26 protein-coding genes and 1 pseudogene are annotated in these 25,818 nt (G+C 70.2%); 19 read left to right on the forward strand and 8 right to left on the reverse strand.

What is annotated here, in order from left to right; genetic code table 11:
• Positions 1-92: 92 nt before the first annotated feature.
• On the reverse strand, positions 93-1,061 hold the full coding sequence (locus tag ACIPSA_RS24730; protein ID WP_402638569.1) for a cyclase family protein: 969 nt from the start codon (positions 1,059-1,061) through the stop codon (positions 93-95).
• A gap of 128 nt (positions 1,062-1,189) precedes the next feature.
• Between ACIPSA_RS24730 and ACIPSA_RS24735 the strand changes: the two genes are divergently transcribed.
• Positions 1,190-1,858: a hypothetical protein gene (locus tag ACIPSA_RS24735; RefSeq protein ID WP_402638572.1), complete on the forward strand. Its 669-nt coding sequence runs from the start codon at positions 1,190-1,192 to the stop codon at positions 1,856-1,858.
• A 27-nt stretch (positions 1,859-1,885) separates the two neighbouring features.
• Here ACIPSA_RS24735 and ACIPSA_RS24740 read toward each other — a convergent pair whose 3' ends face one another.
• Positions 1,886-2,482 (reverse strand): EVE domain-containing protein, encoded by a 597-nt coding sequence (locus tag ACIPSA_RS24740; RefSeq protein ID WP_402638150.1) that lies wholly within the window; start codon positions 2,480-2,482, stop codon positions 1,886-1,888.
• A 131-nt stretch (positions 2,483-2,613) separates the two neighbouring features.
• Between ACIPSA_RS24740 and ACIPSA_RS24745 the strand changes: the two genes are divergently transcribed.
• The 13 genes from ACIPSA_RS24745 to ACIPSA_RS24805 all read left to right on the forward strand — a co-directional run bounded on the left by ACIPSA_RS24745 (position 2,614) and on the right by ACIPSA_RS24805 (position 15,955).
• Positions 2,614-3,693, forward strand: coding sequence for a GlxA family transcriptional regulator (locus ACIPSA_RS24745; RefSeq protein ID WP_402638151.1), 1,080 nt, complete (start codon positions 2,614-2,616; stop codon positions 3,691-3,693).
• On the forward strand, positions 3,690-5,582 hold the full coding sequence (locus tag ACIPSA_RS24750; RefSeq protein WP_402638152.1) for a thiamine pyrophosphate-binding protein: 1,893 nt from the start codon (positions 3,690-3,692) through the stop codon (positions 5,580-5,582). Before ACIPSA_RS24745 ends, ACIPSA_RS24750 begins: the two co-directional genes overlap by 4 nt.
• A complete protein-coding gene (locus ACIPSA_RS24755) occupies positions 5,557-6,207 on the forward strand; it encodes an SRPBCC family protein (protein ID WP_402638153.1) in 651 nt (216 codons plus the stop codon). The genes ACIPSA_RS24750 and ACIPSA_RS24755 overlap by 26 nt, the downstream gene beginning before the upstream one ends.
• Complete coding sequence (locus ACIPSA_RS24760; RefSeq protein ID WP_402638154.1) at positions 6,204-7,217, forward strand: 3-oxoacyl-ACP synthase III family protein; 1,014 nt, start codon at positions 6,204-6,206, stop codon at positions 7,215-7,217. The genes ACIPSA_RS24755 and ACIPSA_RS24760 overlap by 4 nt, the downstream gene beginning before the upstream one ends.
• Before the next feature lie 300 nt (positions 7,218-7,517).
• Positions 7,518-8,411 carry a hypothetical protein gene (locus ACIPSA_RS24765; protein WP_402638155.1) on the forward strand — a complete coding sequence of 298 codons (894 nt, stop codon included), beginning with the start codon at positions 7,518-7,520 and terminating at the stop codon, positions 8,409-8,411.
• 297 nt (positions 8,412-8,708) lie between these two features.
• Positions 8,709-9,671: an alpha/beta hydrolase gene (locus ACIPSA_RS24770; RefSeq protein ID WP_402638156.1), complete on the forward strand. Its 963-nt coding sequence runs from the start codon at positions 8,709-8,711 to the stop codon at positions 9,669-9,671.
• Positions 9,672-10,199: 528 nt separating this feature from the next.
• On the forward strand, positions 10,200-11,765 hold the full coding sequence (locus ACIPSA_RS24775) for an alpha/beta hydrolase (RefSeq protein ID WP_402638157.1): 1,566 nt from the start codon (positions 10,200-10,202) through the stop codon (positions 11,763-11,765).
• Between the two features lie 126 nt (positions 11,766-11,891).
• The gene (locus ACIPSA_RS24780) at positions 11,892-12,569 is read left to right on the forward strand and encodes an alpha/beta hydrolase (protein WP_402638158.1); all 678 of its coding nucleotides are present in this window, start codon (positions 11,892-11,894) and stop codon (positions 12,567-12,569) included.
• Positions 12,570-12,735: 166 nt separating this feature from the next.
• Entirely contained in the window at positions 12,736-13,065 is a 330-nt protein-coding gene (locus tag ACIPSA_RS24785) for a hypothetical protein (RefSeq protein WP_402638159.1), read from the forward strand.
• A 43-nt stretch (positions 13,066-13,108) separates the two neighbouring features.
• Complete coding sequence (locus ACIPSA_RS24790; RefSeq protein WP_402638160.1) at positions 13,109-13,447, forward strand: hypothetical protein; 339 nt, start codon at positions 13,109-13,111, stop codon at positions 13,445-13,447.
• A gap of 239 nt (positions 13,448-13,686) precedes the next feature.
• Positions 13,687-14,241 (forward strand): hypothetical protein, encoded by a 555-nt coding sequence (locus ACIPSA_RS24795; protein WP_402638161.1) that lies wholly within the window; start codon positions 13,687-13,689, stop codon positions 14,239-14,241.
• Between the two features lie 25 nt (positions 14,242-14,266).
• On the forward strand, positions 14,267-15,262 hold the full coding sequence (locus ACIPSA_RS24800) for a hypothetical protein (protein ID WP_402638162.1): 996 nt from the start codon (positions 14,267-14,269) through the stop codon (positions 15,260-15,262).
• 153 nt (positions 15,263-15,415) lie between these two features.
• Positions 15,416-15,955 (forward strand): YrhB domain-containing protein, encoded by a 540-nt coding sequence (locus ACIPSA_RS24805; protein WP_402638163.1) that lies wholly within the window; start codon positions 15,416-15,418, stop codon positions 15,953-15,955.
• 41 nt (positions 15,956-15,996) lie between these two features.
• Here ACIPSA_RS24805 and ACIPSA_RS24810 read toward each other — a convergent pair.
• A pseudogene (locus tag ACIPSA_RS24810) lies at positions 15,997-16,083 on the reverse strand (hypothetical protein); the annotation flags it as partial.
• Between the two features lie 114 nt (positions 16,084-16,197).
• On the opposite strand from ACIPSA_RS24810, the gene ACIPSA_RS24815 reads away from it, so the two are divergent.
• Positions 16,198-16,794: a TetR/AcrR family transcriptional regulator gene (locus ACIPSA_RS24815; RefSeq protein ID WP_402638164.1), complete on the forward strand. Its 597-nt coding sequence runs from the start codon at positions 16,198-16,200 to the stop codon at positions 16,792-16,794.
• On the opposite strand, the gene ACIPSA_RS24820 is transcribed toward ACIPSA_RS24815, so the two are convergent.
• Entirely contained in the window at positions 16,773-17,540 is a 768-nt protein-coding gene (locus ACIPSA_RS24820; protein ID WP_402638165.1) for a GNAT family N-acetyltransferase, read from the reverse strand. The two genes, ACIPSA_RS24815 and ACIPSA_RS24820, sit on opposite strands and share 22 nt — an antisense overlap.
• Positions 17,541-17,820: 280 nt before the next feature.
• Complete coding sequence (locus ACIPSA_RS24825; RefSeq protein ID WP_402638166.1) at positions 17,821-18,648, reverse strand: class I SAM-dependent methyltransferase; 828 nt, start codon at positions 18,646-18,648, stop codon at positions 17,821-17,823.
• A gap of 108 nt (positions 18,649-18,756) precedes the next feature.
• Here ACIPSA_RS24825 and ACIPSA_RS24830 point away from each other — a divergent pair, with 108 nt between their 5' ends.
• On the forward strand, positions 18,757-19,356 hold the full coding sequence (locus ACIPSA_RS24830; protein ID WP_402638167.1) for a TetR/AcrR family transcriptional regulator: 600 nt from the start codon (positions 18,757-18,759) through the stop codon (positions 19,354-19,356).
• 31 nt (positions 19,357-19,387) lie between these two features.
• Here ACIPSA_RS24830 and ACIPSA_RS24835 read toward each other — a convergent pair whose 3' ends face one another.
• Positions 19,388-19,672, reverse strand: coding sequence for a hypothetical protein (locus ACIPSA_RS24835; RefSeq protein ID WP_402638168.1), 285 nt, complete (start codon positions 19,670-19,672; stop codon positions 19,388-19,390).
• 180 nt (positions 19,673-19,852) lie between these two features.
• Between ACIPSA_RS24835 and ACIPSA_RS24840 the strand changes: the two genes are divergently transcribed.
• Entirely contained in the window at positions 19,853-21,208 is a 1,356-nt protein-coding gene (locus ACIPSA_RS24840; protein WP_402638169.1) for a flavin monoamine oxidase family protein, read from the forward strand.
• 20 nt (positions 21,209-21,228) lie between these two features.
• Here ACIPSA_RS24840 and ACIPSA_RS24845 read toward each other — a convergent pair whose 3' ends face one another.
• Positions 21,229-21,642: a VOC family protein gene (locus tag ACIPSA_RS24845; RefSeq protein ID WP_402638170.1), complete on the reverse strand. Its 414-nt coding sequence runs from the start codon at positions 21,640-21,642 to the stop codon at positions 21,229-21,231.
• A 224-nt stretch (positions 21,643-21,866) separates the two neighbouring features.
• Positions 21,867-23,765, reverse strand: coding sequence for a molecular chaperone HtpG (htpG, locus tag ACIPSA_RS24850; protein WP_402638171.1), 1,899 nt, complete (start codon positions 23,763-23,765; stop codon positions 21,867-21,869).
• Positions 23,766-24,104: 339 nt separating this feature from the next.
• Between htpG and ACIPSA_RS24855 the strand changes: the two genes are divergently transcribed.
• Together ACIPSA_RS24855 and ACIPSA_RS24860 are read left to right on the forward strand one after the other, a co-directional pair.
• The gene (locus tag ACIPSA_RS24855; protein ID WP_402638172.1) at positions 24,105-24,905 is read left to right on the forward strand and encodes a hypothetical protein; all 801 of its coding nucleotides are present in this window, start codon (positions 24,105-24,107) and stop codon (positions 24,903-24,905) included.
• A 288-nt stretch (positions 24,906-25,193) separates the two neighbouring features.
• The gene (locus ACIPSA_RS24860; RefSeq protein ID WP_402638173.1) at positions 25,194-25,706 is read left to right on the forward strand and encodes a hypothetical protein; all 513 of its coding nucleotides are present in this window, start codon (positions 25,194-25,196) and stop codon (positions 25,704-25,706) included.
• Positions 25,707-25,818 lie beyond the last annotated feature (112 nt).

Raw genomic sequence — 25,818 nt, forward strand, 5'->3', positions numbered from 1 at the left:
TGCCTCGCTCACAACACGAGATCAAGCATTTCCAGAAAACTATGACAATAACGAGAGTACGGTCAGAAAAGCCGCTAGTCATTGCCAGAGGTTCACAGAACCGCGACCGGATTGACGGGCGACCCGGTCCCGCCCGGCACATTCAGCGGCGACAGCACGAACAGGAACGCGTACCGCCCGGCCTCGGCAGTCGCGGCGGAGAGCGCCTCCAGGTCGAGGTTGTCCAGCAGCGGCACCCCCATCGCCGCCACCGCCAGCGCGTGGACCGGCGAGTGGACGCCCTCCACGGGCGAGGGCCGCACATCGCTGTCGCCGTCGGCGCCGAGCAGCGCGATGCCTCGCTCGGCCAGCAGCGGTACGGCGCTCACATGAAGGCCCGCGCTCGCCGTATCGGGATCCCAGGCGCCGAGTTCCTCTCGGCGGCGGACGTGACCGGAGCGCAGCAGCACCGCGTCGCCCTCGCCGATCGTCACGCCCAACGCCTTCTCCGCCGCGATGATGTCCCGGGCCCGGACGGCCTGTCCCGGCTCCAGCCAGCGGATCCCGGCAACAGCGGGAAGGTCGAGCAGCACACCCGTCGTGACGAGCGGACCCAGCGCCGACACCGCGCCGAAGCGTGCGCCCTCGGCGTCGACGGCCTCGCTCGCCGTCCGGCCGTCGTAGAGCTGCCCCCGGTAGGCGATGTGACACAGGGCGTCCAGGTGGGTGACCGCCTTGCCGTGGTAGTCCGCGGCGATGAAGTCCTTGTGGGTGGAGGGTTCCGGCGGCTCCACATCACCGAGATCGGTCATACGGTGCACAGCGGGCTTGCGGTTGTCGGGGCCGGCCCGGGTGTTCCATGGCAGCCCCATCGGTACGACCGTCCCCGACCGCACCCGCGCCACGGCCTGCCGCACCCGGTCCGCGGTCACCCGGTTCCAGGCACCGCGGTCGGCCGGGGCCCAGCGTCCCCACGTCCGCACGGTCTCGAACAACGCGTCGAACTCCTGCCGGGAAACGGCGGGCCCACTGCCCGGGGCGGCAGCCGCGGGACACGGTCCATCGGCGCGGTCGGAGCTCATCAGGCAGTTGGAGCTCATCTGGCGGTTGGAGCTCATCTGTACTCACCTGGAGTCGCTGTGGTGATCAGAACTCCAGCGTCGCACACACGGGGGGAACCGCCGCGTGTGGCGTGCGCTTGGATGTGGGCATGACCGTTCATGACATTGCTCGACAGCTGCCCGGGAAAGCCGTCCTCAAAGATCACTGCCGTTCCCTGGCGATGCTGGACGCGGTGCTGAGTCCCGAGTGGGCGGACCGCTACTACTCCTTCGACGCCCATTGGTCCGAGACGGAGTCGATGGCCTCGATGCGCAACGGGTCGGGCGACGAATACTCGATCGTCTTCTCGCCCGCCGGCGCCTATGTCCGTGGGTTCGCTCACGAATCACCGATGAGCCCCTACGCGGGGGACGGGCCATGGCCCGGCGTGCTCGATGACGTGCCGGAAGTCTTCCGGCCGTGTGTCGAGGAGCCGGCGTTCTCGGACGAGGACGGGATGCCTGTCATCACCGCGTGCATGTGGCGGGAGCCGGGAGACGATGAATGGCAGGCGGGGACGATCGACTTCCCCGAGGAGACCACGGAAGATCCGGACGGCGCCGGGTACTTGTTCCATCTGCTGGTGGATCGCTCGGCGGAAGCGTTTCAGCGGTGGGCCGAGGACTATCACGAGGTCCCGGTCGACTTGGCGGCCGTTCGTCACGTCCTTGCCTCACGTCCGCTGACCGAGCATGTGGTCAGCACGTTGAACGCGGAGATCACATGGGCGGACCTCGCGGAGGACATCGCGGAGATCGGCTATCCGGTGGGCGCCTGACGCGGACCCGTCGGCGCAGGCGTCCGTTCAGGGTGTCATCGCGGTGCGCAGCGAACGGAAGTCGTCGACGGACAGCGAGACGAGACCGAAGCGCAGCGAATATCCCCAGTTCGGCTGCTGCGTCAGCAGCAGTTCGCCGGAGACGTCGCTCAACGGCACGGAATGGACCGGCAGGAAACGCACGTTGCGCCGCCAGGGCCGCACAGGGCCCTTGGCGCCCATGTTCATCACCTCGTCGGCGAGGTAGGGCTCGTCGTCGTCGATGACGCCGAGCGCCGTGAAGGCGCGCAGACGTCCCCGGTCCCCCATGCGCTGGGTGGGCGAGTAGAAGACGAAGCCGTCACCACGGCCCATCCGGGCGAGGTTGTGCCGCTTGCCGTGGTTGAGCTGGACGAAGCCGCGCCGAACCGCGATCCGCGCGTGCTCGGCCGATACGACCCCCAGCCATGCGCGCCGGGGCGCGACCGCCGATGTCCCGGCCGGGCTTTCCTCACGGCTGACGGCCGTTGTGCCGACCGCCGTCGTACTGACGGTCGTTGTGTCGGCCGCCGTCGTGCCGGCCATCGTCGTGCCGGCCATCGTCGTGCCGGCCGCCGTCGTGCTGGTCATCGTCGCGCTGGTCATCGTCGTCTCTCCTGGAGTCGGTGCGGTTGTCCGTGCACACCCGAGAGTGCGTCGAAAACCTGACAGAGCACGTCATGTATTCCAGGTCACATCTCGATCTCCTGGCCTGATCCGACCGGTGAGCCCGGGGCATGGCAGGAATCGTCAACAAGGTGTCGTTGCGGGCAGCGCCGGACTGGGCACAGGGTGTGATCGTGGAACAACGACGTGTTGTGATCGTGGTCTATCCCGGCGCGCAGACGTTGGACATCAGCGGGCCGCTCGAGGTGTTCGACACGCTGAACCGGCTGTTACCCGGGCCGGCCGGCGCCTATCGCCTGCAATGCCTCTCCCCCGACGCACCGTCGGTCCCAACCTCCGCCGGCCTGGTCATGCAGGCCGAGCCGCTGGAAGCCGGCGAGGGGCCGATCGACACCCTCCTCGTGCCCGGAGGCTGGGGTCTGCGGCAGGCCCTGTCGGATCCGTCCCTCGTCGCGTGGATCCGGCACGCCGCGGGGCGGTCCAGGCGCGTGGCCTCCGTGTGCGGTGGGGCGTTCCTGCTGGCCGAGGCCGGCCTGCTGGACGGGCGACGGGCCACCACCCACTGGGCCTACGGGAAGGAGATGGCGCGCCGCTACCCCAGCGTGACGGTGGACACCGAACCGATCTTCGTCTGGGACGGTCCCTACGTCACCTCGGCGGGCGTAGCCACCGGCATTGACATGACCCTGGCACTGGTGGAGGCCGACCACGGGTCGGCGTACGCCCTGGAGGTCGCCAAGTACCTGGTCCTGTACTTCAAACGGCCCGGCGGACAAACCCAGTTCAGCGTGGTGCTGGACGCACAGCTTTCGGACCGGGAGCCGATCCGGTCCGTGCAGGACTGGGTCCGGGAGAACCTCCACCGCCCCCTGCCGGTGTCCGACCTGGCCGATCGGGCGAGCATGAGCCCGCGTCACTTCGCCCGCGTCTTCCGGCGCGAGGTGGGCACGACACCGGGCCAGTACGTCCGGCAGATGCGCGTCTCCCGCGCCCGTCAGCTCCTGGAGGCGAGCGAGCTGACGGTGTGCCAGATATCGAGCCGGTGCGGATTCACCGCGACCGAGACGTTCCTGCGGGCCTTCAGCGCCCTCGTCGGACTCACCCCCGCCCAGTACCGGCAGCGCTTCCAGCTCCTCTCCCCCGCCGGTCTGGTCGTCGAGCCGGCCGACGCCGAGCGGAGGGCCGCATGACGGACCGTACGCGTCTGGTGGACTTCGTGACCGCGGAACTGGACCGGCTCGGCGTCCGGTACGTGTTCGGTGTCGGCGGCGCGAACATCGAGGACCTGTACGACGCGGTGGCCCGTACGCACGGCCGGATCCGCGGTGTGGTGGCCAAGCACGAGTTCTCCGCGGTGACCATGGCCGACGGGTACGCACGGGCCACCGCCCGGCTCGGCGTCGTCGCCGCCACGTCCGGCGGGGGTGCGATGAACCTGGTGCCGGGGCTCGCCGAGGCCCACGCCTCGCGCATCCCGCTGCTCGCACTGGTGGGCCAGCCGCCCACGGACCTCGACGGCCGGGGTGCCTTTCAGGACTCCAGTGGCCGGGCCGGCTCCTTCGACGCCCTGGACGTCTTCGCACCCGTCTCGCGTTTCTGCGCCAGGGTCACCGTGCCCGGCTCGATCGCCGGGCTGCTGGCGCGGGCCGTCTCCGTGGCACAGACCGAACCCCGGGGCCCGGCGGTGCTGCTCCTGCCCAAGGACGTCCAGCAGTCCGGCCTCGGCCTGCCGGCGGGGGCGGGCATCGGGCGGCCAGGGCCCGTCGGCACCGCGGATGTCATGGACACCGGCGGCCCGGCAGGAGCTGTGGACGCGGCGCCGGCCGACGCACCGGCGGCTGTCGCCGACGGCAGCGGGGCTACGGCAACTCCGTGCACCCGCTCGGCCCTGTCGGCCGATCCCGCCATGCTGACCGATCCCACCACGTCGGCCGATCCCGCCACGCTGGCCGCCGCGCTCGATGTCCTCCAGAACGCCTCACGTGTCCTGGTGATCGCGGGGGAGGGTGTGGCCGGGTCCGGGGCACGCGAGGAACTGGCCGGACTGGTGAGCCGTCTGGGTGCGTGTGTGGCGGTCACACCGGACGCCAAGGACGTCTTCGACAACCGCAGCCCCCGGTTCGTGGGCGTGGCAGGGGTTATGGGCCACCGCGAGGTGGAGGAGTGCCTGCGACGCGCCGATGCCTGCCTCCTGGCGGGCACGCGTCTGCCGGTCCTGGCCCGGGGGCGGCTGGAGTCGTCGCTCACCGCGACGCCCCTGGTCTGTGTCGATCCCGAGCCGCCGTTCGTACCCGGTGTCGCACTGCGCGGTGGGCTGGCCGGCACGCTGCGGACCCTGCGGCACCGCCTCCGGCCGCGGCCGCCCGCCTGCCCGGCGCACCCCTCGCCCCGCGTGCGCACCGCGCCCGAACTGCCCGGCGCCACCACCGGCTACGGCGCGGCGGTGGCCTCGATCGCCGGGGCGCTGCCGCAGGACGCCCACGTCTTCGTGGACGCGGGCAATGCCGGGGCCAGCGCCATCCACGCTCTGCCGGCCCCCCGAAACGGCCGCTTCGTCGTGGCGGTGGGGATGGGCGGCATGGGTTACACCTTCGGGGCCGGGATCGGCGCCGCGCTGGCCACCGGCCGCCGCACCTACGTCCTGGCCGGTGACGGGGCGTTCTTCATGCACGGGATGGAGGTGCACACGGCGGTCGAGTACGACGCACCGGTCACCTTCGTCGTACTCAACAACAACGCGCACGCGATGTGTGTGACCCGCGAGGAGCTCTTCCAGGGCGGTGCCCGGCCCGAGAACCTCTTCCGTCCGGCCGGCATAGCCGCGGGCGTCGCAGCCATGTTCCCCCGTCTTTCCGTCGCCTCGGCCGACACGCCCTCCCAACTGCGCGCCGCGCTGCTGCGGAGCAACGCCCGCCGTGGCCCTTCGCTGGTCGTCATGGACTTCGACCACCGCGAGATCCCACCGTTCGAGCCCTTCCTGACCGGCCCGACCGCGACCGGTCCCGGTCACCCCCGCATCGACCACCCCCACATCGACGACCAGGAGCAGGCGCATGACCGACCGATCCACGTTGGCTGACATCCCTGGCCTGGTCCGGGTGGAGAACACCAGCCCGGAGAAACTGGCCGAACTCTGCGCGCAGACGACCTCGCACTCCTATCCGCACCAGGAGGTCTACGGGCAGTACTGCACCATCCACGCGTACGTCGACTGCCCGCCGGAGGCGGTGTACGACTACCTCAGCCGCGGCCACCACCTGGAGGAGTGGACCTGCAGCCTCAGGGGGTTCGAACCCTCCGACGTGCCGGGCCTGTGGGTCGGTCACGACCGTCTGGAACAGGACACACGGATCTACTGCCGGGTCGAGGCCCATCACGGCGCCATGACGGTCGACTTCCACTGCGCCTGGGACCAGGGGGACGAACTGTGGATGATCTATCTGATGCGGGTGCTCCCGGCGGCAACGGTCCTCGGCCGCCCCGGCTCCGTGATCACCTGGACCAACTGTCGCCACCCCTACTACCGGACCAATCCGCGCCCGGAGCTGACACCGCGCCCCGGCCGGCGCTGGGTCGGTGACTACTGGGACCTCTTCTACGCGGGCCACACCCTGGAGATGAACAACCTCAAGGCGATCCTCGAACACCGGCACCGCAACGGACTGCCGGTCAACAGCTCCCCGGCGGCACGGGTGGCCCGATGACCACGGTGAGCCTCACGGACGTCTCCAGCTACCTGCCGGGCGAGCCCGTACCCGCCGCCTTCTTCACCGGGCATCCCGCCGCGGAGGACAGGCTGCGCGACAGCCCGATGTTCAAGGTCCCGCCGTACCGCCACCACGTCACGCCCGAGGAGTCCAACACGGACATGATCGAGCGTGCCGTCCAGCCACTGATCGAACGTCACGGCCGGGCGGAGATAAGCCGCGTGGACGTCCTGCTCGTCCACAGCCAGCTGCCCGACCAGCCCTTCGTCGGATCCGGCACCGAAGTGGCGCGCAGGCTGGGCCTGTCTCCCCGCTGGCTCGTCGACGTGGCCAACGCCGGATGCGCCTCCTTCGTGCACATGCTCCAGCTGGCGCGGCACCTCCTGCTCACCGGAGACGCCCGTACAGCCCTCGTCTGCAACGCCCAGAGCGCGGCGGGCCAGTTGTTCACCCAGTCGCAGGTCCGCGGTCTCTCGCAGGCCGCGATCCCCGGCGACGGCTGCGGCGTGGGCTACCTGACGACATCCGGACACGCGCCCCTCCTGGGGACGGAGAGCAGACACATCGCGGCGTACGCCGGAGACATGACCATGGTGCGCGACGACGGACGCAAGTACTGGGAGCCCGGCGAGGCCCAAGTGCGCATCGGTTTCACCCCTCGCGGGGTCACGGACGTACTGGACCGGGGCAACCGTCTGGTGCCGGAGGTCGTACGCGCCCTGTGCCGTCGGCTGGACGTGAAGAGCGCCGGCATCGACTGCCTGATCACCAATCAGCCCAACCGGACCTTCCTGGAGAACTGGCGCAAGTCACTGGGTTTGCCCGCGCAGCGGCACCCCGACACCTTCGACCGGTGCGGCAACCTCTTCGGCGCGGCGCTGCCCGTCACGCTCGACGACGCCATCCGTAGCGGACGGATCGGGGACGGGGATCTCGTGGTCCTGGCGGGATTCGCGCATGCCGGGGACTACGCCGGTGCCGCCGCGATCCGTGCAGGCGGGTGGTGACAGCGCTGTCCCCACACCTGCGAGCTCGAACGGAGCCTGGCGTGCGCCGTACGATGCCGGCGCCATGACGGATCGACGGGAGGTCGCCATCGTCCGCCGACCCGGCCACGACCCCGCCGCCGAGCAGGGGTTGGCCGCACTGCCGACTGCCGACTGCCGACCGGCGACCGGCGACCGGCGACCGGCGACCGGCGACCGGCGACCGGCGACTGCCTACCATCTGCGGACGGAGGTCGGCTGTCGGCAGCCGCGGAAGGTGGCGGTCGCGCCGGCCGGAGGGGGGTTTGCCACACTGCCCCCATGCCCCTGACCACCGGCCCCGCCTCGCACGACCCCGTGCGCGACTTCCCCGAGCTGGCTCCGTACGCTCGGACGACCGTGCGACTGCATCCCCGCCGGGGCACTCCCGGCCCGCGCGGCAGCCACATCGGCGGTCCCCTGTGGTGGCCGGCCTGCGAGCCGTGGCCGCACTGCGCGGACCACAAGGACGTCAACGGCCGGCCGGAGGAACCCTGTCCGCTGGTCGCCGTCGCTCAGTTCACGGCCGCCGAGTTCCCGGAGATCCGTTTCCCGGAGGGCACGGACCTGGTGCAGGTGCTGTGGTGCCCGGAGTGGCACGACCAGCCGCATCCGGAGGGCTGGGGCCAGGCTTGCCGGCTGTTCTGGCGCCGGGAGGCGGACGTCACCGACCCGCTCACCGCCCGGCCCGACCCCGAGGACCACTGGGACTACGACTGGGACATGATCCCGCGCGCGTGCGTGCTGCACCCCGAGCGCCTGACGGAGTACCCATGGCATGAGGAACTCCCCGTCGGCCTCGCGGAGCGGCACACCGCCTGGCTGGAGGAGCGGAGCCTGCCCGACGACGTGTCGGCGGTCCCCGGCTGGAAACTGGGCGGCAGCATGAACTGGTCGGTGACCGACATGCCCCTGGCCCTGGAGTGCTCGCAGTGCGGCGCGCCGCTGGAGCTGTTCCTCCAGTGCGACACCTACGAGTACGCGCTGGGCGGCTGGGGCGAGGATGGTGCGCCGCACCGTTTCTGGCCTCTGGAGGAACGCCATCTGGAACCGGGGAGCGAGGAGTGGGCGGCGGCCCGCGAACCCACCGGCATGAGCGTCGGCCGGGGCAGCCACGCGGGAGTGTTCGTCTGCTCGGCCGACCCCTGCCATCCGGCGCCGTTCTTCTCCCAGTGAGTCGTGCGGAAGCCACTGCGGTGCGCCATGCCGCCCGAACATGGGGTTCCGTCCACCGGCGGGCCTCACACACCGTCGCGACTCCGTGACCGGGAATCCGCTGCGAGGACATCGCGGCCGACGTCCGAAGTCGAGGGTCGCAAGGCGCGCGACTACGATGGAGTTGTCGCCCCATCGAGGGCTTGACCAGTGGCTCTGTCCAGCGCCGGGCGTTCGGCGACGCCGGCGCCCCGGAGGATGTCGTACACCCTCCGCTCTCCATCATGGGCTTTTCAGCATCCCCCAGGGAGCACTGCCATGACTGCTCAATCCCGCTCGATCGTCCTGGAGCGCCCGGCACAGGAGCTGGCCGACGCGACCTCGAACCATCCATTCCTGTACGAGCTGAAGCCGGCCGAAGCTCGCAAGGTCCTCGACGACCTGCAGGCCGCGCCGATCGACAAGCTGCCGGTCGACGAGGAGTGGATCACCGTGCAGGCCTCGGTGGGCGACGTGCGGGTGCGCATCGTCAAGCCTGAGGGCGCCACCGGCACACTGCCCGTCGTGCTGTACATGCACGGTGGCGGATGGGTGCTGGGCAACGCCGCCACCCACGACCGGCTGGTGCGGGAACTGGCGGTGGGCGCCCACACCGCGGTCGCCTTCGTGGAGTACACCCCGTCACCGGAGGCCCACTACCCCGTGGCCATCGAGCAGGGCTACGCCACCGCACAGTGGATCACACGCGACGGGGCGTCCAAGGGCCTGGACGCCCGCCGCATGGCGGTGGCGGGCGATTCGGTCGGCGGCAACATGACCGCCGCGCTCGCCCTGATGGCCAAACAGCGCGGTGATGTCACGTTCACACAGCAGTCGATGTACTACCCGGTCACGGACGCGGCCATGGACACCGAGTCCTACGACCAGTTCGACGACGGCCCCTACCTCCGCCGCAAGGCGATGGAGTGGTTCTGGGACGCCTACACCACCGACCCGAAGCAGCGCGCCGAGATCACGGCCTCCCCCAACCACGCGACCACCGAGCAGCTCACGGGCCTGCCACCCGCCCTGCTGATCGTCGACGAGGCCGATGTACTGCGCGACGAGGGCGAAGCGTATGCCGCCAAGCTGCGCGCCGCGGGCGTCCCGGTCACCACGGTGCGCTACGACGGCACGGTGCACGACTTCATGATGCTCAACTCGCTCAGCCAGTCCAAGGCCACCCGAGCCGCCATCGACCAGGCCATCTCGCTGCTGCGCGACGCCCTGGGAACCGCCTAGCATCGACAACGCGGTTCGTCGACAACGTGGTTCAGGGAATGCCCTGACCCCTCGGCATGGTGACGACGTCCGTCATCGTGAACTCCCCGACGGCTAGTGGTTAGCAGGTCGCCGGGGCCGCCGTAGAAGGCCGTCGCGGGAACGATCACCGCTCCCGCGGCGGCCTTTGCGCGGTCCGTGAAGTGCGCGCGACCCATGAGGCAGGCGCACACGCGAGCCCCGGCACCTGCCACCGCCACGACGCCGCGCCGTCCGGAGGCACGCCGACCGGCGTGAGCACAGGAGCACCCTCGTTCGAGGGCCTTCCGCGTGCGTGAAGCGACGTGCGGCGGGGCGTGGCCACGACTCTCGCCAAGTGCGGACGGAAATCGGCCCGTTCGGGTTCTCCTCCGCACGTCTCTTTCTGTGTCCGCCCGTAGTCGTAGCAGGACCGCCCTGCAGATGGATTCGCCCGTATCCGCAGACACGAAATGGTCGTTCCGACCCGTCAGTTGATCGAAAGGAACGGCCATCGTGCGGATAGGACGCATGGCGCCCTTGCTCGCGGTGGGGATCACGGCAACGCTGGTCCCCGTCCTCGCCCCGGCGCAGGCATCCGCGGCAGAACCGCTCAAGAGATTCGAGAACCAGAGGCCCGCGTGGCACCGTTGCGACAGCTCGACGCCCGCTGCGTTACAGTGCGCGACGATCAAGGTCCCGCTCGACTACAGCCGCCCCACCGCCAGGACGATCAAGCTGGCCATCTCCCGCATGAAGACCAGTGTCCCCGGCAAGCGGCGCGGCGCGATCCTCTTCAACCCGGGCGGTCCGGGCGGCGAAGGCCTGGACATGCCGGCCATGATGAAGGACTCGATGCCCAAGAAGGTCCGTGAGCAGTACGACCTCATCGGGTTCGACCCGCGCGGTGTGGGGCGCAGCAGCCCGGTCACCTGCGGTCTCACGGACGCGGAACAGAACATCGAACACCCCTACAGGTCCGAGACGTTCAGCCGGGACGTCAAGTGGGCCCGGACCGTCGCCGAGAAGTGCCGTGCGAAGAACGGCGACACGCTCCCGTACATCACCACCCGCAACACCGCCCGCGACATGGACGTCATCCGCGCCGTACTGGGCGAGCGGAAGATCTCCTACCTGGGCTACTCGTACGGCACGTACCTCGGCGCCGTGTACGCGCAGATGTTCCCCGAGCGGACCGACCGCTTCGTGCTGGACAGCGCGGTCGACCCTGCCCGGGTCTGGCGCGGCATGATCCAGGTATGGGCGGAGGGCAGCGAGCCGGCGTTCACCCGCTGGACGAAGTGGACCGCCCAGCACCACCGCGCCTACAGGCTCGGCGACACCCCGGCCAAGGTGAAGAAGACGTTCTGGGACCTGGTTGCCCGGGCCGACCGCGATCCGATCAGGGTCAATGGCGAGAAGGTCACCGGGGACGACATCCGGGCCGGCCTGCGCGCCGCGTTCTTCAGTCCCAAGATGGCGGCCGAGTCCGTCGTCGAGTTGAAGAGGGCCGCCGACGGCCGTCCGCCCTCGCGTCACTCCGCCGTGCCGCGCGACGAGCGGGAACCGCGCCGTTTCGCGGCCTCCGCCGCGCAGGTGCCGGAGGACAACGGCTCCGCCGTCTTCTGGACCGTGGTCTGCGGCGACACCGCGGCCTGGCCGCGCGACCCCGAGCAGTACCGGAGTGACGCGATCCGCGACAAAGCCAAGTACCCGCTGTACGGCGACTTCGGCTCCAACATCACCCCCTGTGCCTTCTGGAACAAGCCGGCCGAGCCGGTGACACCGGTGGACAACAACGTCGGCCTGCTCACCGTCCAGAACCAGTGGGACCCGCAGACGCCCCTGATCAGCGGCCTCGGCATGCACCACGCCCTGAAGGGCTCGCGCATGGTCTACGTCAAGGGCGGCGAAGGCCACGGCGTCTACTCCAGGGACCCGCGCTCCTGCGCCGACCGCGCCGTCAACGACTACCTGAGCACCGGAAGGCTTCCGGCGCAGGACGTCACCTGCAAGGCGTCCGGTGTCCGGAACCCGGGCGTGAACCAGGGCATCGTCCCGACACCGCAGCGCACTCCGGGATCACCGCGCTTCTGACGTTCCCTCGACCGGCCGACGGTGGCGGTCGCGCGTCGGCGCAGCCGCCACCGTCATCGCGGACGATCGTGGCGGCAGCCCTTGCCGTCTCCGTGGAAGAATCCGCGTGACACGCAAGGAGGACGGATGACGGGACACCAGCGGGGATCCGTCCCCGGAGCCGCCGATGCGCCCGGCGCCGCTCTGGTCCCGCGCCGCACCCCTGGTGCAACACGTGCGGCCGTACTGTTCCTGCACGGCGGCAGGGCCGACAGCCGGGCTCCGTCCCGGCCCTGGCACCCGGCGGCCGTACGGATGAAGCCCTTCGTCCGGGCCGTCGCCACGCTGCTGCCGGACGAAGGTGTCCTCCTGGGAGAGGTCCGCTACCGCCTGCGGGGCTGGAACGGCAGTGACGCCGATGCCCTGCGGGACGCCCGGCGGGCGCTGGAGGAACTCGTCCTCCTCGTCGGCGATGTGCCGGTGGTCCTCGTGGGCCACTCGATGGGAGGCCGGGCAGCCCTGCGTGCCGCGGCCGCGCCGCAGGTCCGCGGCGTCCTGGCCCTGGCGCCCTGGTGCCCGGACGGAGAACCGGTGTCCCATCTTCGGGACAAGGACGTCGTGATCCTCCACGGCGACCGCGACCGCGTCACCGACCCCCGCGCATCGGAGTCGTTCGCGCGCCAGGCGCGGGAGGCAGGCGCCCGCGCCGATGCCGTCATGGTCCCCGGCGGTGATCACGCCATGCTCCGCCACAGCGGGAACTGGCACCGCAGGGCGGCCTCGACCGTCGCCACTCTGCTCCCGGGCGGGCGAACGGTCGCGTAGGGCACGGCACTTGTCCGCATGCCGCCCGCACTCCTCACCACTCGCGAACCACCTTGAACAAGGCGTCACACCTATTGACGGTTCACGTCAACTCTCGCACGTTTCCCCCGCATTGACGGATTGAAGCGATTCACAACGCCAAGCCGTCCTGCTTCGCCCGGCCCGCGTGAAGGAGTACTTCGTCGGCCGGTCAGACCACTCCCCCGACCCCGGCACACCCCCTGCCTCCGACACACCCGCCGCCCACGACCAACCCTCGCTCGGCCGACGCCACTTCCTCAGCGCGGGGTCGGCCCTGGCCGCCGGTGCCCTCGCCGCGGGAACCGTCGGCACGCTCCCCGGCCGTGCGCAGGCGGTCGCCGACCTGGCGCACGCGAAGGCCGTCGGACTGTCCCCGGCCCACTGGATCGGGTACCCGGAGGGGAATCCAGGCACGGACGCCCCGCCGGATACCGCTACTTCCGCAAGGAATTCAACGTCCCCGACGGCGAGGTGACCGACGCTCAGCTTGTCGACACGGGCGACGACACGGTCGACGGGTGGCTCAACGAGAAGCCCCGGCGGGATCCCCGAGGGGCGCCGACTCCTGGCGCAACGCCCAGTATGTGGACCTGAGGCCCGCTCTGACATCGGGCGCGAACACCATCGCGCTGGCGTGCCGGAACCAGGGCGGCCCCACCGGCGTCATCGGGCAACTGCGTGTCCGTACCGACGGCGGAACGACCGACGTCGTCACCGACGGCGGCTGGCATGGCGGGCAAGGACGTTCCCGAAGGACGGCTACGCCTCCCTGCGCATCGCACCGCAAGTCCGGCGGCGGCCTGACCTCCGCCGGCAGCACGTACGAGAGGCCGTTCGGCAGCGCCGCGAGCAAGTGATCAATCTCCGACGGGCGACTGACCCTGCACGCCGCCGTCCCCGTCAGTGCCTGTTCTCGATCCTGGCTCGGGTGACCGCATGGTCGGCCGCGCGATGTAATCGACCAGGCTGCGCGTGTCGGGCATGGAAACTCGGTATCGCAGGCACCAGTGACGAGTTGAAGATGGTGGCATGGACACGCAGAAGGTGACCTTGCGGAAAATGACGCCGTCGGAATACGACGTAGCGACTGAGCAGCGTGAAGCCGAGAATGCTGGTGCTGCTGGGGCTGCCGGCTGCCGGACTGACCGTGGCCGCCGCCCGTATGGGTGCGGCAGGCTATGACCGCCGCGCCCGCCTGCTGGCCATCCTCGGCGCGAACCGGCGTGCACGGGCCTGGATGGACTTCGGGGCTGCCGTGCTGCCGGTCGTCGCCGGCGCCGCCGCAGCCGCGACACTCATCGCCCCAGCCCTGGTTTTCAACGTCACGCTGCCATGGATCGACTTCACGCTCGCTGCGAGGGACCTTCGCCAGGCGGCGGGCAGTCTGCTCCTCTCCCTGGCCGGCGCGGTGGCGTTCGTCCTCATGATCACGCTGCTCCTGCAGCCCTCGGCCGGCCGCCGCTCGCGCCGCACCCACATCCGCGTGGCAGACAGCGGGCTGCTGCGACGCCTCGCCCTCGCGGCCTGCCCGGCCTTCCTTGTCCTCGCCGTCGTCACTGGTCCACTGCTCGGTGGCGGCCAGCGCTCCGCCTTCGGGTACCTCTTCGCCGTCCTGGGAGTGTGGGTCACCCTGCCCTCGGTGATCGGCTGAGCCACCTCCCGGTACGCCCCCCGGATTGCCGCCGCGGCACGCAAGTCAGGCGAGCCCGGGCGCCGTCGTACGTCTGGTCGCCACGCTGATCATCGCCATCGGAGTGATCGGACAGACCCAGCTCATCAGCACACTGCTCTACAACCGCTCGGACGACAACGAGTTCGTGGGCTCCGCCGAGGGCAGAGGCATGGCACTGGTACAGGCCGCCGACCGCGCCCGGCCGAGCAGCGAATTCCGGGCCGCACTCCCCCACGGCGTCCACATGGTGTCACTGGGCCACGTGGACCTCGCACCGGACGGATCCAGCACACGACGCCTCATCCAGGCGCCCTGCCCGGACCTGCAGGCCCTGCATCTACCGTGCCCCACGGGACAGAACACCGAAGAGGTGCCCGTCCAGCAGCTGGACCGTCGCCTGAAAGCCACCACCTACACCTACTTCGGCGACACCCCGGCCACCGTACGCACCGCCCAGACCACCCGCCTGGACCCCCAGGATGTCTGGCTTGTCGTCTTCACCGCCGACAGCACGGCCCTCGACCTCCCGGCCGTCAAGCGCGCCGCCCGCCTGACCCTGAGCACCGACTCGGTGATCCGGCCCCTGTCTGAGAGCACCGGATCCAACACGATCGGCTTCCAGGCCCGCTGGATCCCGTTCTTCGGCACCGTCGGCACCATGTACATCGCCACGGCCATGGTCTTCTCGGCGCTCTCGGAATTCATCCGGTTCGCCCGCACCCTCGCACCCGTCACCGTACTCACCGGACACAGCCGCGTCTTCCGCACCACGGCTGTATGGTCTGTCAGCCTGCCCATCCTCCTCGCCGGAGCCGCGGGCGTCGGAGCCTACATCGTGCTCGCCCAGCCCATCAGCGGCGGCAACCAAGGCGCGCAACTGTCCGTAAGCCTGTGCGCTGCACTACTCCTCCTCACCCTGGCCCTCTCTGCAGCAGCAGCTGGAACGGCCAGCCTGGCCACCACCAGAGAAGCCCGGCAGTGGCGGCCACGGGCCGACTGAACTACCAGCGGATTCGGGCCGCCGCTCCCGACGGTGCCGGCAGCCCGTTCAAGCCGCTGCCAGACAAGCAGGCGCCATGACCAGTACGCTCTGCACCCCGGCCGCCGGGTCGTCGGTGGCCACGGTCCGCCGCCGGTGGGAGATGCTGCCTGAATGATCGACCGTGAATTCGCTGTCCGGCTGGTGGAGGCGCAGCTGGAGCGTGAGTCGCCGGGTCAACTGCTAGTGGCGCATGTTGAGGAGCACGAACTGGCGTGGATTGTCTCCTACCAGTCCGCGGAGTATGTGCGGACGGGAGACCCCGCTCAGCTGCTGGTGGGCAATGGCCCGTTTCTCGTCGATCGCGTTGATGGCGGACTGCATTCGATCGGGGTGGTGTCGGCGGTCACTGGCGCGTGGGAATCGGACTACCGGACCCGCATCCGGAAGATGGCAACGCGAACGGCGGTGGACGACCTGCACGACGAGATACGCCAGACGACAGCAATCCGCGGGCGGATCTTCGCTATGCACGTGCTGCGACAGAAGGTTCCGTCGCTTGCTCACGCAGAGGTCATCGAATACGTCAATGCTCTGCAGAGCGGCTCAGCACCGGCCCATCTCGTGGCGACCTCCACCAAGACCCTCGTCCCCGAGCTGGACCCCGTCCTCAGCGTCCACACCATCCAGACTGGACAACGCACCACCGGCTGAACTCGGGCCGCCACCCGGCAGTCCGGATATTCGTCGCTCATTGCCTTGAAGGTGACGACCGCGGGGCGGCGCAGGAAGTCCGCGGCGACGGCGGCCGCGACCTGGTCCTCGCGGGTCAGTTCCTCCACTGCCCGGACCTTGTGTCCTCCTCATTGACCTGCGCGACCACCGCAGGGCCGCCGCAGCAGGTCCCCGGTCACCGCCGCAGCGACCTCCTCGTCCTGGGCCAGGGTGTGGATCGCATGGCAGAGGGCGCGAAGGCCAGACGACCCGGTGGCCGCAGCGCCCGGGTGCGGGCGGCAGCGCACCAGGCAGTCACCGACCTGGTGGCCGAGCGGGGGTACGGCAACTTCACCGTCGGCGAGGTCGCGGAGCGGGCGGGGGTGGCCGACACCAGCATCTACCGCCGCTGGGGCACGCTCGAGGCCCTGACCATGGACGTGGCCCTTACCTGGCTGACCACCAACTCCCCCATCCCCGACACCGGCACGCTGGAGGGCGACCTGCGGGCATACGCCGCCGGCGTCGCCCGTGATGTCGGTGGGCCGGACGGGCCGGCGGTGCTGCAGTTGGTCATCGCCCTGTCCAGCGCGGGCGAGTCCGGCGCCGCGGCCCGCGACCAGTTCCTCGCCGAGCGGGGCCGGCAGATCCAGGGCATGCTCGACCGCGCCCACGCTCGCGGCGAACACCCGCCCGACGCCCTGGAAGTGCTCGATCACGTCCTCGCGCCCCTGTACGTCCGCACCCTGTTCGGCATGGGCCCCGTCGCCCCCGAGTACGTCGACTCACTCGTCGACCGACTCCAGGCCTGGCGCAGTCACCCTTCGAGCGTCAGGTAGAGGCGAGTGCCTCCGGGACGGTAGCCGACGCGCTCGTACACCCGGCGGGATCCCTCGCCCGAGTACTCCAGCCAGACCGATCCCGCGCCCCGGGCGAACATGACGTCGGTCAGCGCCGCGGTGACCGACGCGGCGATGCCGTGACCGCGGTACGCGGGGCGGGTGCCCACACCCGCCAGTTCCGAGGTGCCCACGGCGGGCGCCGAGCAGGAGGCCGCGCCGGCGCATTCCCCGCCGGGGGCTCGGACGAACCGAACGGCCCCGCCGTTCTCCTGGATGCGCCGCAGCCGGGCGGCGCCTTCCGGTGATGAGGCGAAGTCTCCCGCGAACGCCTCGGACAGAGCGGCGTCGATCGCTGTGTAGTCCGCGTCCGTGGACGGGGTCTCCACGGCGGGCACGGCAACTGACGGGTTGCCGGGGGCCGGCAGCGTCAGGGTGCCGGGAGTGCAGACCAGGTACGCGTGTACCGCTTCCGTGGTGAATCCCGCCCGGCGCAGTGCCGGTTCCACGGCGGGTGCGGCATCCGGAGCGAATTCCAGACGCGGCTTGAGGCCGCGCCGGCGGAACGCCTCGATCAGTGCGGTCACGTCCCGATCGGTTGGACGTGCGCCGGGCACCGGAGTTGCGTAGTTGATGTGCGGGCTGGCCGTCGAGGGGTCGAACCCCGCGACGAAGCAGCCGATTTCGACTGCCATGGGGCGGCGGAGCAGATTGGCGACGGCAAAGCTCTGGACGTCGATGTCCACGATGTTGACCTCACGTGAATGGCAGGGCGCTGCGGTGGTAGCGGTGTCTTCGGACACCGGATCGTTGGACCGCCGTGAGGAGACGGGCGTGGCACCGGTGGTTGCTGCGCCTGGGGCAGACAGCTCAGTGCCTACGGCGGCCGCTGGCGGGCGCCGGGATCAATGGCTTCAGTCCTTCGCCGTGAGTGTGTACATGCCGGAAAAGATCGCTGAAGGCTCCCACAACGCCGAGGAGGACAGCAACCGAAATTCCGGGCGCGGGGAGAACCCCCGCGCCGGTTCAGGGACTGTCGGTTCGCCTCGCGGTGACCGCCAGGGTGGCGTAGCGCATCGTGAAGCTTCCTCCCGCGGCGTCGATGGCGGCACCGACGCCCGACAGCACCTCCTCCAGCCCGGCCCGCGGGAGCCGGGTGAAGGCTCCCTGCGTGGGTAGCTGATCCAGCCACTCGTCCCGCGTATAGGCCTGTTCCCAGTCGAATCGCCACTGCTCGGGGTCGGCGAACGCGCCCACCTCCCGAATTCCGTCGGCAGCCTTGGCGCACAGCGCCGCGTACCCGTCCGCGGCCGACACCGTCCACTGACGCGCGGCGAGCGAGTCTGGCATCGCCCGGCGGTAGACCTCGGCGAAGGCTTCCGCCACTTCGGGCACCGGTTGACCCGCGTTCCAGAACAGGGCCAGCAGACCGCCGGGGCGCAGTGTCCGCGCCGCCTTGGCGGCTCCGGCGACCGGGTCCACCCAGTGCCAGGTCTGTCCGGAGACGACGGCGTCGAACTTCCGGCCGGCCGGGTCCCAGGCTTCGAACGACGCCACCTCGACGTCGAGTCCGCGCCGGCGTGCCAGGTCGGCCATGCGGGCGTCGACGTCGACGCCCAGCACCCTGGAGCCGACCGCTTCGAACTGCCGGGCCACGATGCCGGTGCCGCAGCCGACGTCGAGAACGTCCGGGCCCGGTCCGGCGGCGACGATCCGGTCCACCAGGGCTTGGGGGTAACGGGGCCGAGCCCGGTCGTAGCGTTCGGCGTTCGAGCCGAACGACTCCGCCGTCTGCCGGTGCTGGTGGGACGCGAGGGCGGAGCGAGGGGCGGGCTCCGGGGGTAAAGTGGGCATGCGCCCACTATGAGTGGGCGCATGCCCACTCGTCAATCGAACCGGGCCGGCCCAAAGATCGGACCGGGCCGTTCCACAGAAGGCAGTTCAGGAGAAAGGGAGGGCGCGGTGCCCACGGGAGTAGCCATCCGCGACGCGCGCAACCAACTGTTCGACGCCGCCGAGCGTGTCCTGCTCCGGGACGGACCGAGCGCGCTGACCAGCCGTGCGGTCACTACGGAGGCGGGCTGCGCCAAGGGCGTCCTGCACCGGCACTTCGCCGACGTCGACGCCTTCCTCGCCGAACTCGTCCTCGACCGCGCCGCCCGGATCGACGGCCAGGCCGCCGCCCTGCGCGAGTCCGCCGGAACCGGCACCATCGCCGACAACCTCACCCAGGCGCTGATGGACCTGTTCGGGTCGGTCGCGGTGGCGATCGTCAGCCTCGTCACCTCCCGGGACGTCCTGCGCGCCCGACTGCGCCGGGCCAGGCCCACCGGCGTGCCGATCCTGACGGACGCGGCGACAGCGGTGGGCTCCTACCTCACCGCCGAGCGTGAACTCGGCCGCATCACCGCGGATGCCGACGTCGACACGCTCGCTCCCACTCTGATCGGGGCCGTGCACATGCTGTTCGCCGACCGGCAGGACACCCCGCCGGAGGCTGCGGCCGTCCGCAAGGTCGTGACCGCGGTCGTCCCCGTCGTCGAGCGGGAACCGCCGCGCTGAAGGGCCCGGCAGCAGGCGCACACGAACGCCGCTATGCGGAAGCCACCACCTCGCCGGCCATCACCTGGGGAGGGTTGGGGAGCAGGGGCGCGAGATGGTCCCGTACGAAGTCCGACGCTGTCGAGACCGATTCCTCGGCACCCGCCCGGTCCTGGAAGACGCTCGTCGAGATCATGACTCCGTCCCCGGCGTCGACCCAGTAGTACGCCACGAAGCCGGGGATCTGGCGCATGAGGGGCACGAATCCCTCGTTCACCAGGCGTCCCGCCTCGGCTGGATCGGTGACCCCCTCGTACCGCCGCACTGCTACGTACACGGCCAATCTCCTCACGGTCCGGGTTCGTCCTCTGCCTTCGTCCTCTGCTGAGACGCCGTACCCGCTACGACGGCCACAGCGCTCGCGAGGCGTCCGACATTCACCGGAAGGGCGGCCGATGGTGCCCTGAACGGCGGCTCCCGGATGCCCCGGCCGGGTGCGGCACCGTAGAGGTGAAGCATGGAGAGCCTGGATGCGGACGTGTGTGTGGTGGGCGCGGGGTTCGCGGGTCTGGCCGCCGCACGGCAGCTGGCGCGAGCCGGCCGCCGGGTGACGGTCCTCGAAGCCCGCGACCGGGTGGGCGGGCGCGTGTGGAACCGGCGGATGCCCGACGGCACGGTGGTGTCGGCTGGCGGCACCTGGCTGGGCAAGGGCCAGGAGCGGATGTTCCGGCTCTGCCGGGACTACGGCCTGTCGGTGTATCCCCAGTACGAACAGGGGGACCAGATCGTGCGCCTCGACGACGTCAACCACCGCTATCGCGGCACCGTCCCCAAGGTCGGCGCGGGAGCCGTCGCCAGCCTCGGCGTGGCCTTCGCACGCCTGGACCGGATGGCGCGCCGCCTGCCCGCCGACGCCCCCTGGCAGGCCCGAGGCGCCCGCGCGATGGACGCGCGCACGCTCGGGCAGTGGCTCGCCTCCCCCGTCAACCTGCCCTCGGCCAGGGCCCGCACGCTGGCCACGGCGACGATGAGCCTGCTGTTCTGCGCCGACCCGGCCGAGGTCTCACTGCTGGGCTCACTCGTACTGGCCCGCGGCGGCGGTGGGTTCACGTACTACATCGACAGCCGACGTACCGAGACCCATCTGGTCGACGGCGGCGTACCGGAACTCGCGCAGCGGATGGCCGAGGCCCTGGGTGCGGCGGTACGGCTCTCCTGCCCGGTGACGCGCATCGCCCAGAACAGCGGCGGCGCCGAGGTGTTCGGCGACGGGGTCACCGTCAGGGCTCGTCGGGTGATCGTGGCGACGCCGCCAGCACCGGCGGCGCGGATCCTCTTCGACCCGCCGCTGCCCGCCGTCCACAGCCATCTGCTGCAGCGACTGGTACCCGGAGCCGTCATCCGGGTACACACCGTCCACCCGGAACCGTTCTGGCGCGGTCAGCACCTCTCCGGGCAGACCCTGGCACCCCGGTCACCGGTGGCCGTCACCATCGACCAGACCCCGCGCTCGGGACGGCCGGGCGTGCTCAGCAGCTACGCGTTCGGCCCCGGTGCCCTGCGCCTGGGCCGCCTGCGCCCCGAGCAGCGGCGCGAGCTGTGGCTGGCGGCACTCGCCGAACGCTTCGGTCCACAGGCGCTTGCACCCACCGGCTACCTGGAAACGGACTGGTCGGCAGAACCCTGGTCACTCGGCGGGATGACGGCCCACTTCGCACCCGGTGTCCTCACCACCTACGGCGGCGCACTGCGTCAGCCGGTGGGCCGGATCCACTGGGCAAGCACGGAATCGGCCACCCTGATGCACGGGCTGATGGAGGGCGCCGTACGTTCCGGGGAACGAGCAGCCCACGAGATTCTGCTCACGGACTGATCCGGCCGTCCACCGCGGTGTCAGCTCTCGGATCCGGCGATGTTGACCATCCAGGGGATACCGAAGCGGTCCGTGCACATGCCGAACACATCGCCCCACATCTGCTTCTCCAGCGGAACGGACACGGAGCCGCCGGCGGACAGCTTCTCCCAGTAGCCGCGCAGTTCGGCGTCGTCGTCGCCGCTCAGGCTCACCGCGAAGTTGTCGCCCACGGCGCGCTCCATATTCGGCGGGGTGTCGGCACCCATCAGGGTGAAGCCGCTCGGGGTCTCGAGCATGCCGTGCATGATCCTGTCGGCGTCGGGAGACTCCTGTTGGCCGAAATCGCCGTAGACGTTCAGGGCCAGCGTGCCGCCGAAGACCTCCTTGTAGAACTCCATCGCCTGCCGGGCGTCGCCGTTGAAGCTGAGATACGGGTTGAGCCGCGAGGTCATGGGAACCTCCCGAAACGGGAAAAATGGTCTGATACAGCCAGGCTAGCGCGGGCAGGCACCCGTGGCCCGCCGTCTGCCGTCTGCCGTCTGCCGTCTGCCGTCTGCCGTCTGCTACGACCGTCCCCTGAGTGCCGGCGACGTCGAGGAGCTGGAGCTCGACCGCCACCGGCGCAGCCGCCTCGCGACTCGGTGCCCGCTCGTCCGCGGAACCCAGGACCGTGCCGCTAGAGCGTGCGCTCCAGCCGCTCCGCCACAAGCTGCACGAAACGCGCGGGCTCCTTCGGCCGGCCGCCCTCCGCGAGCACCGCCAGACTGTGCAACAGCAGGGCGGTCTCCACGAGTTCGGTGCGGTCCTCGCGCTCCTCGTAGGCCCGGTTCAAGCCCTGCACGAGCACGTGACCGGGGTTCAGCTCCAGGATCCGCTTCGCCGACGGGACATCCTGGCCCATCGCCCGGTACATGTTCTCCAGCGCCGGAGTGAGGTCGTCGGCCTCGGAGACGACACAGGCCGGGGAAACGGTGAGCCGCGTCGAGAGGCGCACGTCCTTCACGTCCTCCCCCAGCTGCTCCTTCATCCAGCCGAGCAGGCCGGCGTACGCCTCGGCCTGCTTCTCCCTCTCGACATCGGCCTGTTCGCCGTCCTGGGCGTCGAGATCGATCTCGCCCTTGGCCACGGACCGCAGCCGCTTGCCCTCGAACTCACCCACGGCATCGACCCACACCTCGTCGACCGGGTCGGTGAGCAGCAGGACCTCGACGCCGCGTGCCCGGAACGCCTCCATGTGCGGGGAGCTCTCGATGCTCTGCCGGGACTCGCCGGTCATGTAGTAGATGTCGTCCTGCCCGTCCTTCATCCGCTCCACGTACTGCTGGAGCGTGGTCGCCTCGTCCTCGGCGTGCGTGCTCGCGAAGGACGCGACGGCCAGCAGCGCGTCACGGCTGTCGGGGTCGCCGAGCAGCCCCTCCTTCAGGACGGCGCCGAACTCCCGCCAGAACGTGGCGTACTTGTCGGGGTCGTTCGCCTTCATCTCCTTGACGGAGGACAGCACCTTCTTGGTCAGTCGACGCTGGATCAGCCGGATGTGCCGGTCCTGCTGGAGGATTTCGCGGGAGACGTTCAGCGAGAGGTCGTGCGCGTCGACGACACCCTTGACGAAGCGGAGGTACGGCGGCAGCAGCGCCTCGCAGTCGTCCATGATCAGTACACGCTTGACGTACAGCTGGAGGCCACGCCGGAAGTCCCGGGTGAACAGGTCGTGCGGGGCGTGCGCCGGGAGGAACAGGAGGGCCTGGTACTCGAAGGTGCCCTCCGCCTGGAGGCGGATCGTCTCCAGCGGGTCGCGCCAGTCGTGGCTGACGTGCTTGTAGAGCTCGTGGTACTCGTCGTCGGACACCTCGTCGCGCGAGCGTGCCCACAGGGCCTTCATCGAGTTCAGCGTCTCGGGTTCGGGCGCGCCCTCGCCGTCGGCCACCCCCGGAACGAGCCGGATCGGCCAGGTGATGAAGTCGGAGTACCGCTTGACGATCCCCTTGACCGTCCAGACGGAGGTGTAGTCGTGCAGCTGGTTCTCGGGGTCGGCCGGCTTGAGGTGGAGCGTGACGGCGGTTCCCCGCGGCGCGTCGCCGGCGGTCTCCAGGGTGTAGGTGCCCTCGCCGCGCGACGACCAGCGGGTGCCTGCGCTCTCCCCGGCCCGCCGGGTCACCAGGGTCATCTCGTCGGCCACCATGAAGCCGGAGTAGAACCCGACGCCGAACTGTCCGATGAGTTTCTCGGCCCCCGCCGCGTCCTCGGCCTCCTTCAACTCCTCCAGGAAGGCGGCCGTCCCGGAGTTGGCGATGGTACCGATGAGCCGCCCGACCTCGTCGTGGGACATCCCGATGCCGTTGTCCCGGACGGTGAGCGTCCGGGCGTCCTGATCGATCTCGATCTCGATGTGCAGGTCGGACGTGTCTTCGTCGAGGCTGTCGTCCCGCAGCGCGGCAAGGCGGAGCTTGTCCAGCGCGTCGGAGGCGTTGGAGACGAGTTCCCGCAGGAAGACATCCTTGTTCGAGTAGACCGAGTGGATCATCAGCTGGAGCAGCTGACGGGCCTCAACCTGGAACTCAAACGTTTCGGTCGGCATGGTTCGCGTGTCCCTCACAGGTACCAAGGTCACCGGAAGCGGGTGACAGCCACTGTAAAACACCAAGTCAGGGCAGTATCGCCGTTGTTCGACGTCCGTCGGCACCACCCGCCGCGCGAACGGTCATTACCGGCCATAAGCGTGGCGGAATGGCGCTCCGGTACGACCCTCCGGCGGTCCCATTCGTAGAGGCTCGGACATTTACGGAAGCGGCGCCCGTGCGCGGGGCGCGGATCGGTACGGTCGCGGCTCGTCTTCCGACCGGTCAGGGGATCACGGGATCTCACGGGATCTCGGGATCAGCCGATCAGGGGACATCAGGGGACCAGGGGGAATCCGATGAGCCGAAACGACACGACGTCCTGCGCGGGCCTGGGCTGTGCCGGACTGGTGTTGCTCCAGCTCTGGGTCCCGGTCGGATACCTGCTCGCCGCCCCGGTGACCGTGCCGGCCCTGCTGGCTGCCCAGTCCTCCCCGGTCCGCATGCCGCCGGCCGGCCCCTGGGCGCTGGTCTGTGTCGCCCTGCTCGTGGCCGGCCTCGTGACGTGGCGCGCCGGTCACCGCGTCCGGGTGCGGCCGTGGCTGCTGCTCGCCCAGTCCGGGGGCCTGGTGGGGTTGTCCGTGGCGGTGTCCCTGTGGGTCAGGTCGCGGGTCGAGCCGCCGGCGCTCCGCACGGCGCGGGGCGACCCCAAGGGCGCCTGGAGCCTGGTCGCGGAGGCGCAGACGGTGGCCGTCATGGTGGTGGCGGTGGTGTTCTTCCTCGTCGTCCGCAGGGTCAGCCCCGCACCGCCCGCTCGCTGGGCCGCCAGGGTGGGGCCCGTCGAGCGGCGCTCGCCCGAGCCGGGCGAGATCTGGTGGTGCGAGAAGACCCTGCGCAGCGGCGAGCGGAAGCATCTGCCCTGCCTGGTGATCGACCGGGACAAGGAACTGGCTCGCATCCTGTGGCTCAACCGCGGGCCGGGCGGCGCCCGCGACACCTCCGTCCCCGTGCTGGACGGCACCTGGAACACGCGGTCACCCGAGACGAGCAGCTGGGTGGACGTACGCCGCCCCAAGGCGGTGCCGCTGGCCGACTTCGGCAGGATGATGGGCCCCTGCCCCTCCGGGACCTGGCACGAAGTCCACAAGGCGGCCGGTTGAGGGACGCCCCGTACGTGCAAGGTCGCCGGTTTCTCACCCGCCGGCGACCCTGCCTCCTCGGTGCCGGGGTACCCGGTGGCCTGTACCGAACGGACATCCGCACCGTCCCGGAGGCCGACCATGAACACACGTGTCCGCGCTCAAGGGCTCCCTGGGCTTCGTGCCCCTGCTACGGAACCGGTCGCGGACGAGTGAAACGCCGGTCGTGGGCGACGCAACCATTCGGCCCGCTCGGATGTCCCCATCAGTGAAATCACTGTCCCCTTGCCAGAAAGATCGGGGGGCGTCATGCACCACCGCCATCAACGCCGTACGGCCGTCGCCGCCGGCATCCTTCTCACCGCCGCCCTCGGCGCCACGGCTCCCGCCTCGGCCGCCCCGCGGTCCGGGCAGGCTCCCACGACCGCACTCGTGACCAACGCCCGATGGGGCGGGCACTGCACGTACGACCGGCTCGTCATCGAGGTCCGGGGGACGATCCCTCCGGTCACCGTGCAGCCGGTCAAGGAGCTGCGCTACGACCCCTCCGGGAAGAAGGTCCCGCTCGCCGGGAGGTACTTCCTAGAGATCAGGCTCTCCCCCGCCGCCACGCACAACGAGGCGGGCCAGTCGGTCTACCGAGGACCCAAGCTGGTAAAGATCTATCTGCCTGGGCTCAAGGGACTTGCCCTCACCGGCGACTTCGAGGGTGTGGTCACCTTCGGGACCGCTTTCAGCACCAAGCCCGTCTACAAGACCTTCAAGCTCCACTCCCCGGAGCGTTTCGTCCTCGACGTCAGGCACGCCAACCACTGTGCCTGACCGCGCCCACTGGCCCTGCCGTCGGTGAACGGCAGGGCCTTCTTTCTGCTTGACGGACGGTCCACCGCTCTGTATGTACATGACAGAGCCTTGGTATGGACCAATCTTTCGC

The organism is Streptomyces sp. NPDC086549 (assembly GCF_044746205.1).
Taxonomy (GTDB): domain Bacteria; phylum Actinomycetota; class Actinomycetes; order Streptomycetales; family Streptomycetaceae; genus Streptomyces.

Bases quoted from the DNA above. Each gene is read 5' to 3' on its own strand.
- ACIPSA_RS24805 (WP_402638163.1), top strand. From the start codon at position 15,416: ATGATCGACCGTGAATTCGCTGTCCGGCTGGTGGAGGCGCAGCTGGAG.
- ACIPSA_RS24855 (WP_402638172.1), top strand. From the start codon at position 24,105: ATGAGCCGAAACGACACGACGTCCTGCGCGGGCCTGGGCTGTGCCGGA.
- ACIPSA_RS24845 (WP_402638170.1), bottom strand. From the start codon at position 21,642: ATGACCTCGCGGCTCAACCCGTATCTCAGCTTCAACGGCGACGCCCGG.
- ACIPSA_RS24740 (WP_402638150.1), bottom strand. From the start codon at position 2,482: ATGACCAGCGCGACGATGACCAGCACGACGGCGGCCGGCACGACGATG.
- ACIPSA_RS24730 (WP_402638569.1), bottom strand. From the start codon at position 1,061: ATGAGCTCCGACCGCGCCGATGGACCGTGTCCCGCGGCTGCCGCCCCG.
- ACIPSA_RS24755 (WP_402638153.1), top strand. From the start codon at position 5,557: ATGACCGACCGATCCACGTTGGCTGACATCCCTGGCCTGGTCCGGGTG.
- ACIPSA_RS24775 (WP_402638157.1), top strand. From the start codon at position 10,200: ATGGCGCCCTTGCTCGCGGTGGGGATCACGGCAACGCTGGTCCCCGTC.
- ACIPSA_RS24760 (WP_402638154.1), top strand. From the start codon at position 6,204: ATGACCACGGTGAGCCTCACGGACGTCTCCAGCTACCTGCCGGGCGAG.
- ACIPSA_RS24750 (WP_402638152.1), top strand. From the start codon at position 3,690: ATGACGGACCGTACGCGTCTGGTGGACTTCGTGACCGCGGAACTGGAC.
- ACIPSA_RS24735 (WP_402638572.1), top strand. From the start codon at position 1,190: ATGACCGTTCATGACATTGCTCGACAGCTGCCCGGGAAAGCCGTCCTC.
- ACIPSA_RS24770 (WP_402638156.1), top strand. From the start codon at position 8,709: ATGACTGCTCAATCCCGCTCGATCGTCCTGGAGCGCCCGGCACAGGAG.
- ACIPSA_RS24780 (WP_402638158.1), top strand. From the start codon at position 11,892: ATGACGGGACACCAGCGGGGATCCGTCCCCGGAGCCGCCGATGCGCCC.
- ACIPSA_RS24765 (WP_402638155.1), top strand. From the start codon at position 7,518: ATGCCCCTGACCACCGGCCCCGCCTCGCACGACCCCGTGCGCGACTTC.
- ACIPSA_RS24815 (WP_402638164.1), top strand. From the start codon at position 16,198: ATGGCAGAGGGCGCGAAGGCCAGACGACCCGGTGGCCGCAGCGCCCGG.
- ACIPSA_RS24860 (WP_402638173.1), top strand. From the start codon at position 25,194: ATGCACCACCGCCATCAACGCCGTACGGCCGTCGCCGCCGGCATCCTT.
- ACIPSA_RS24840 (WP_402638169.1), top strand. From the start codon at position 19,853: ATGGAGAGCCTGGATGCGGACGTGTGTGTGGTGGGCGCGGGGTTCGCG.
- ACIPSA_RS24745 (WP_402638151.1), top strand. From the start codon at position 2,614: ATGGCAGGAATCGTCAACAAGGTGTCGTTGCGGGCAGCGCCGGACTGG.
- ACIPSA_RS24825 (WP_402638166.1), bottom strand. From the start codon at position 18,648: ATGCCCACTTTACCCCCGGAGCCCGCCCCTCGCTCCGCCCTCGCGTCC.
- htpG (WP_402638171.1), bottom strand. From the start codon at position 23,765: ATGCCGACCGAAACGTTTGAGTTCCAGGTTGAGGCCCGTCAGCTGCTC.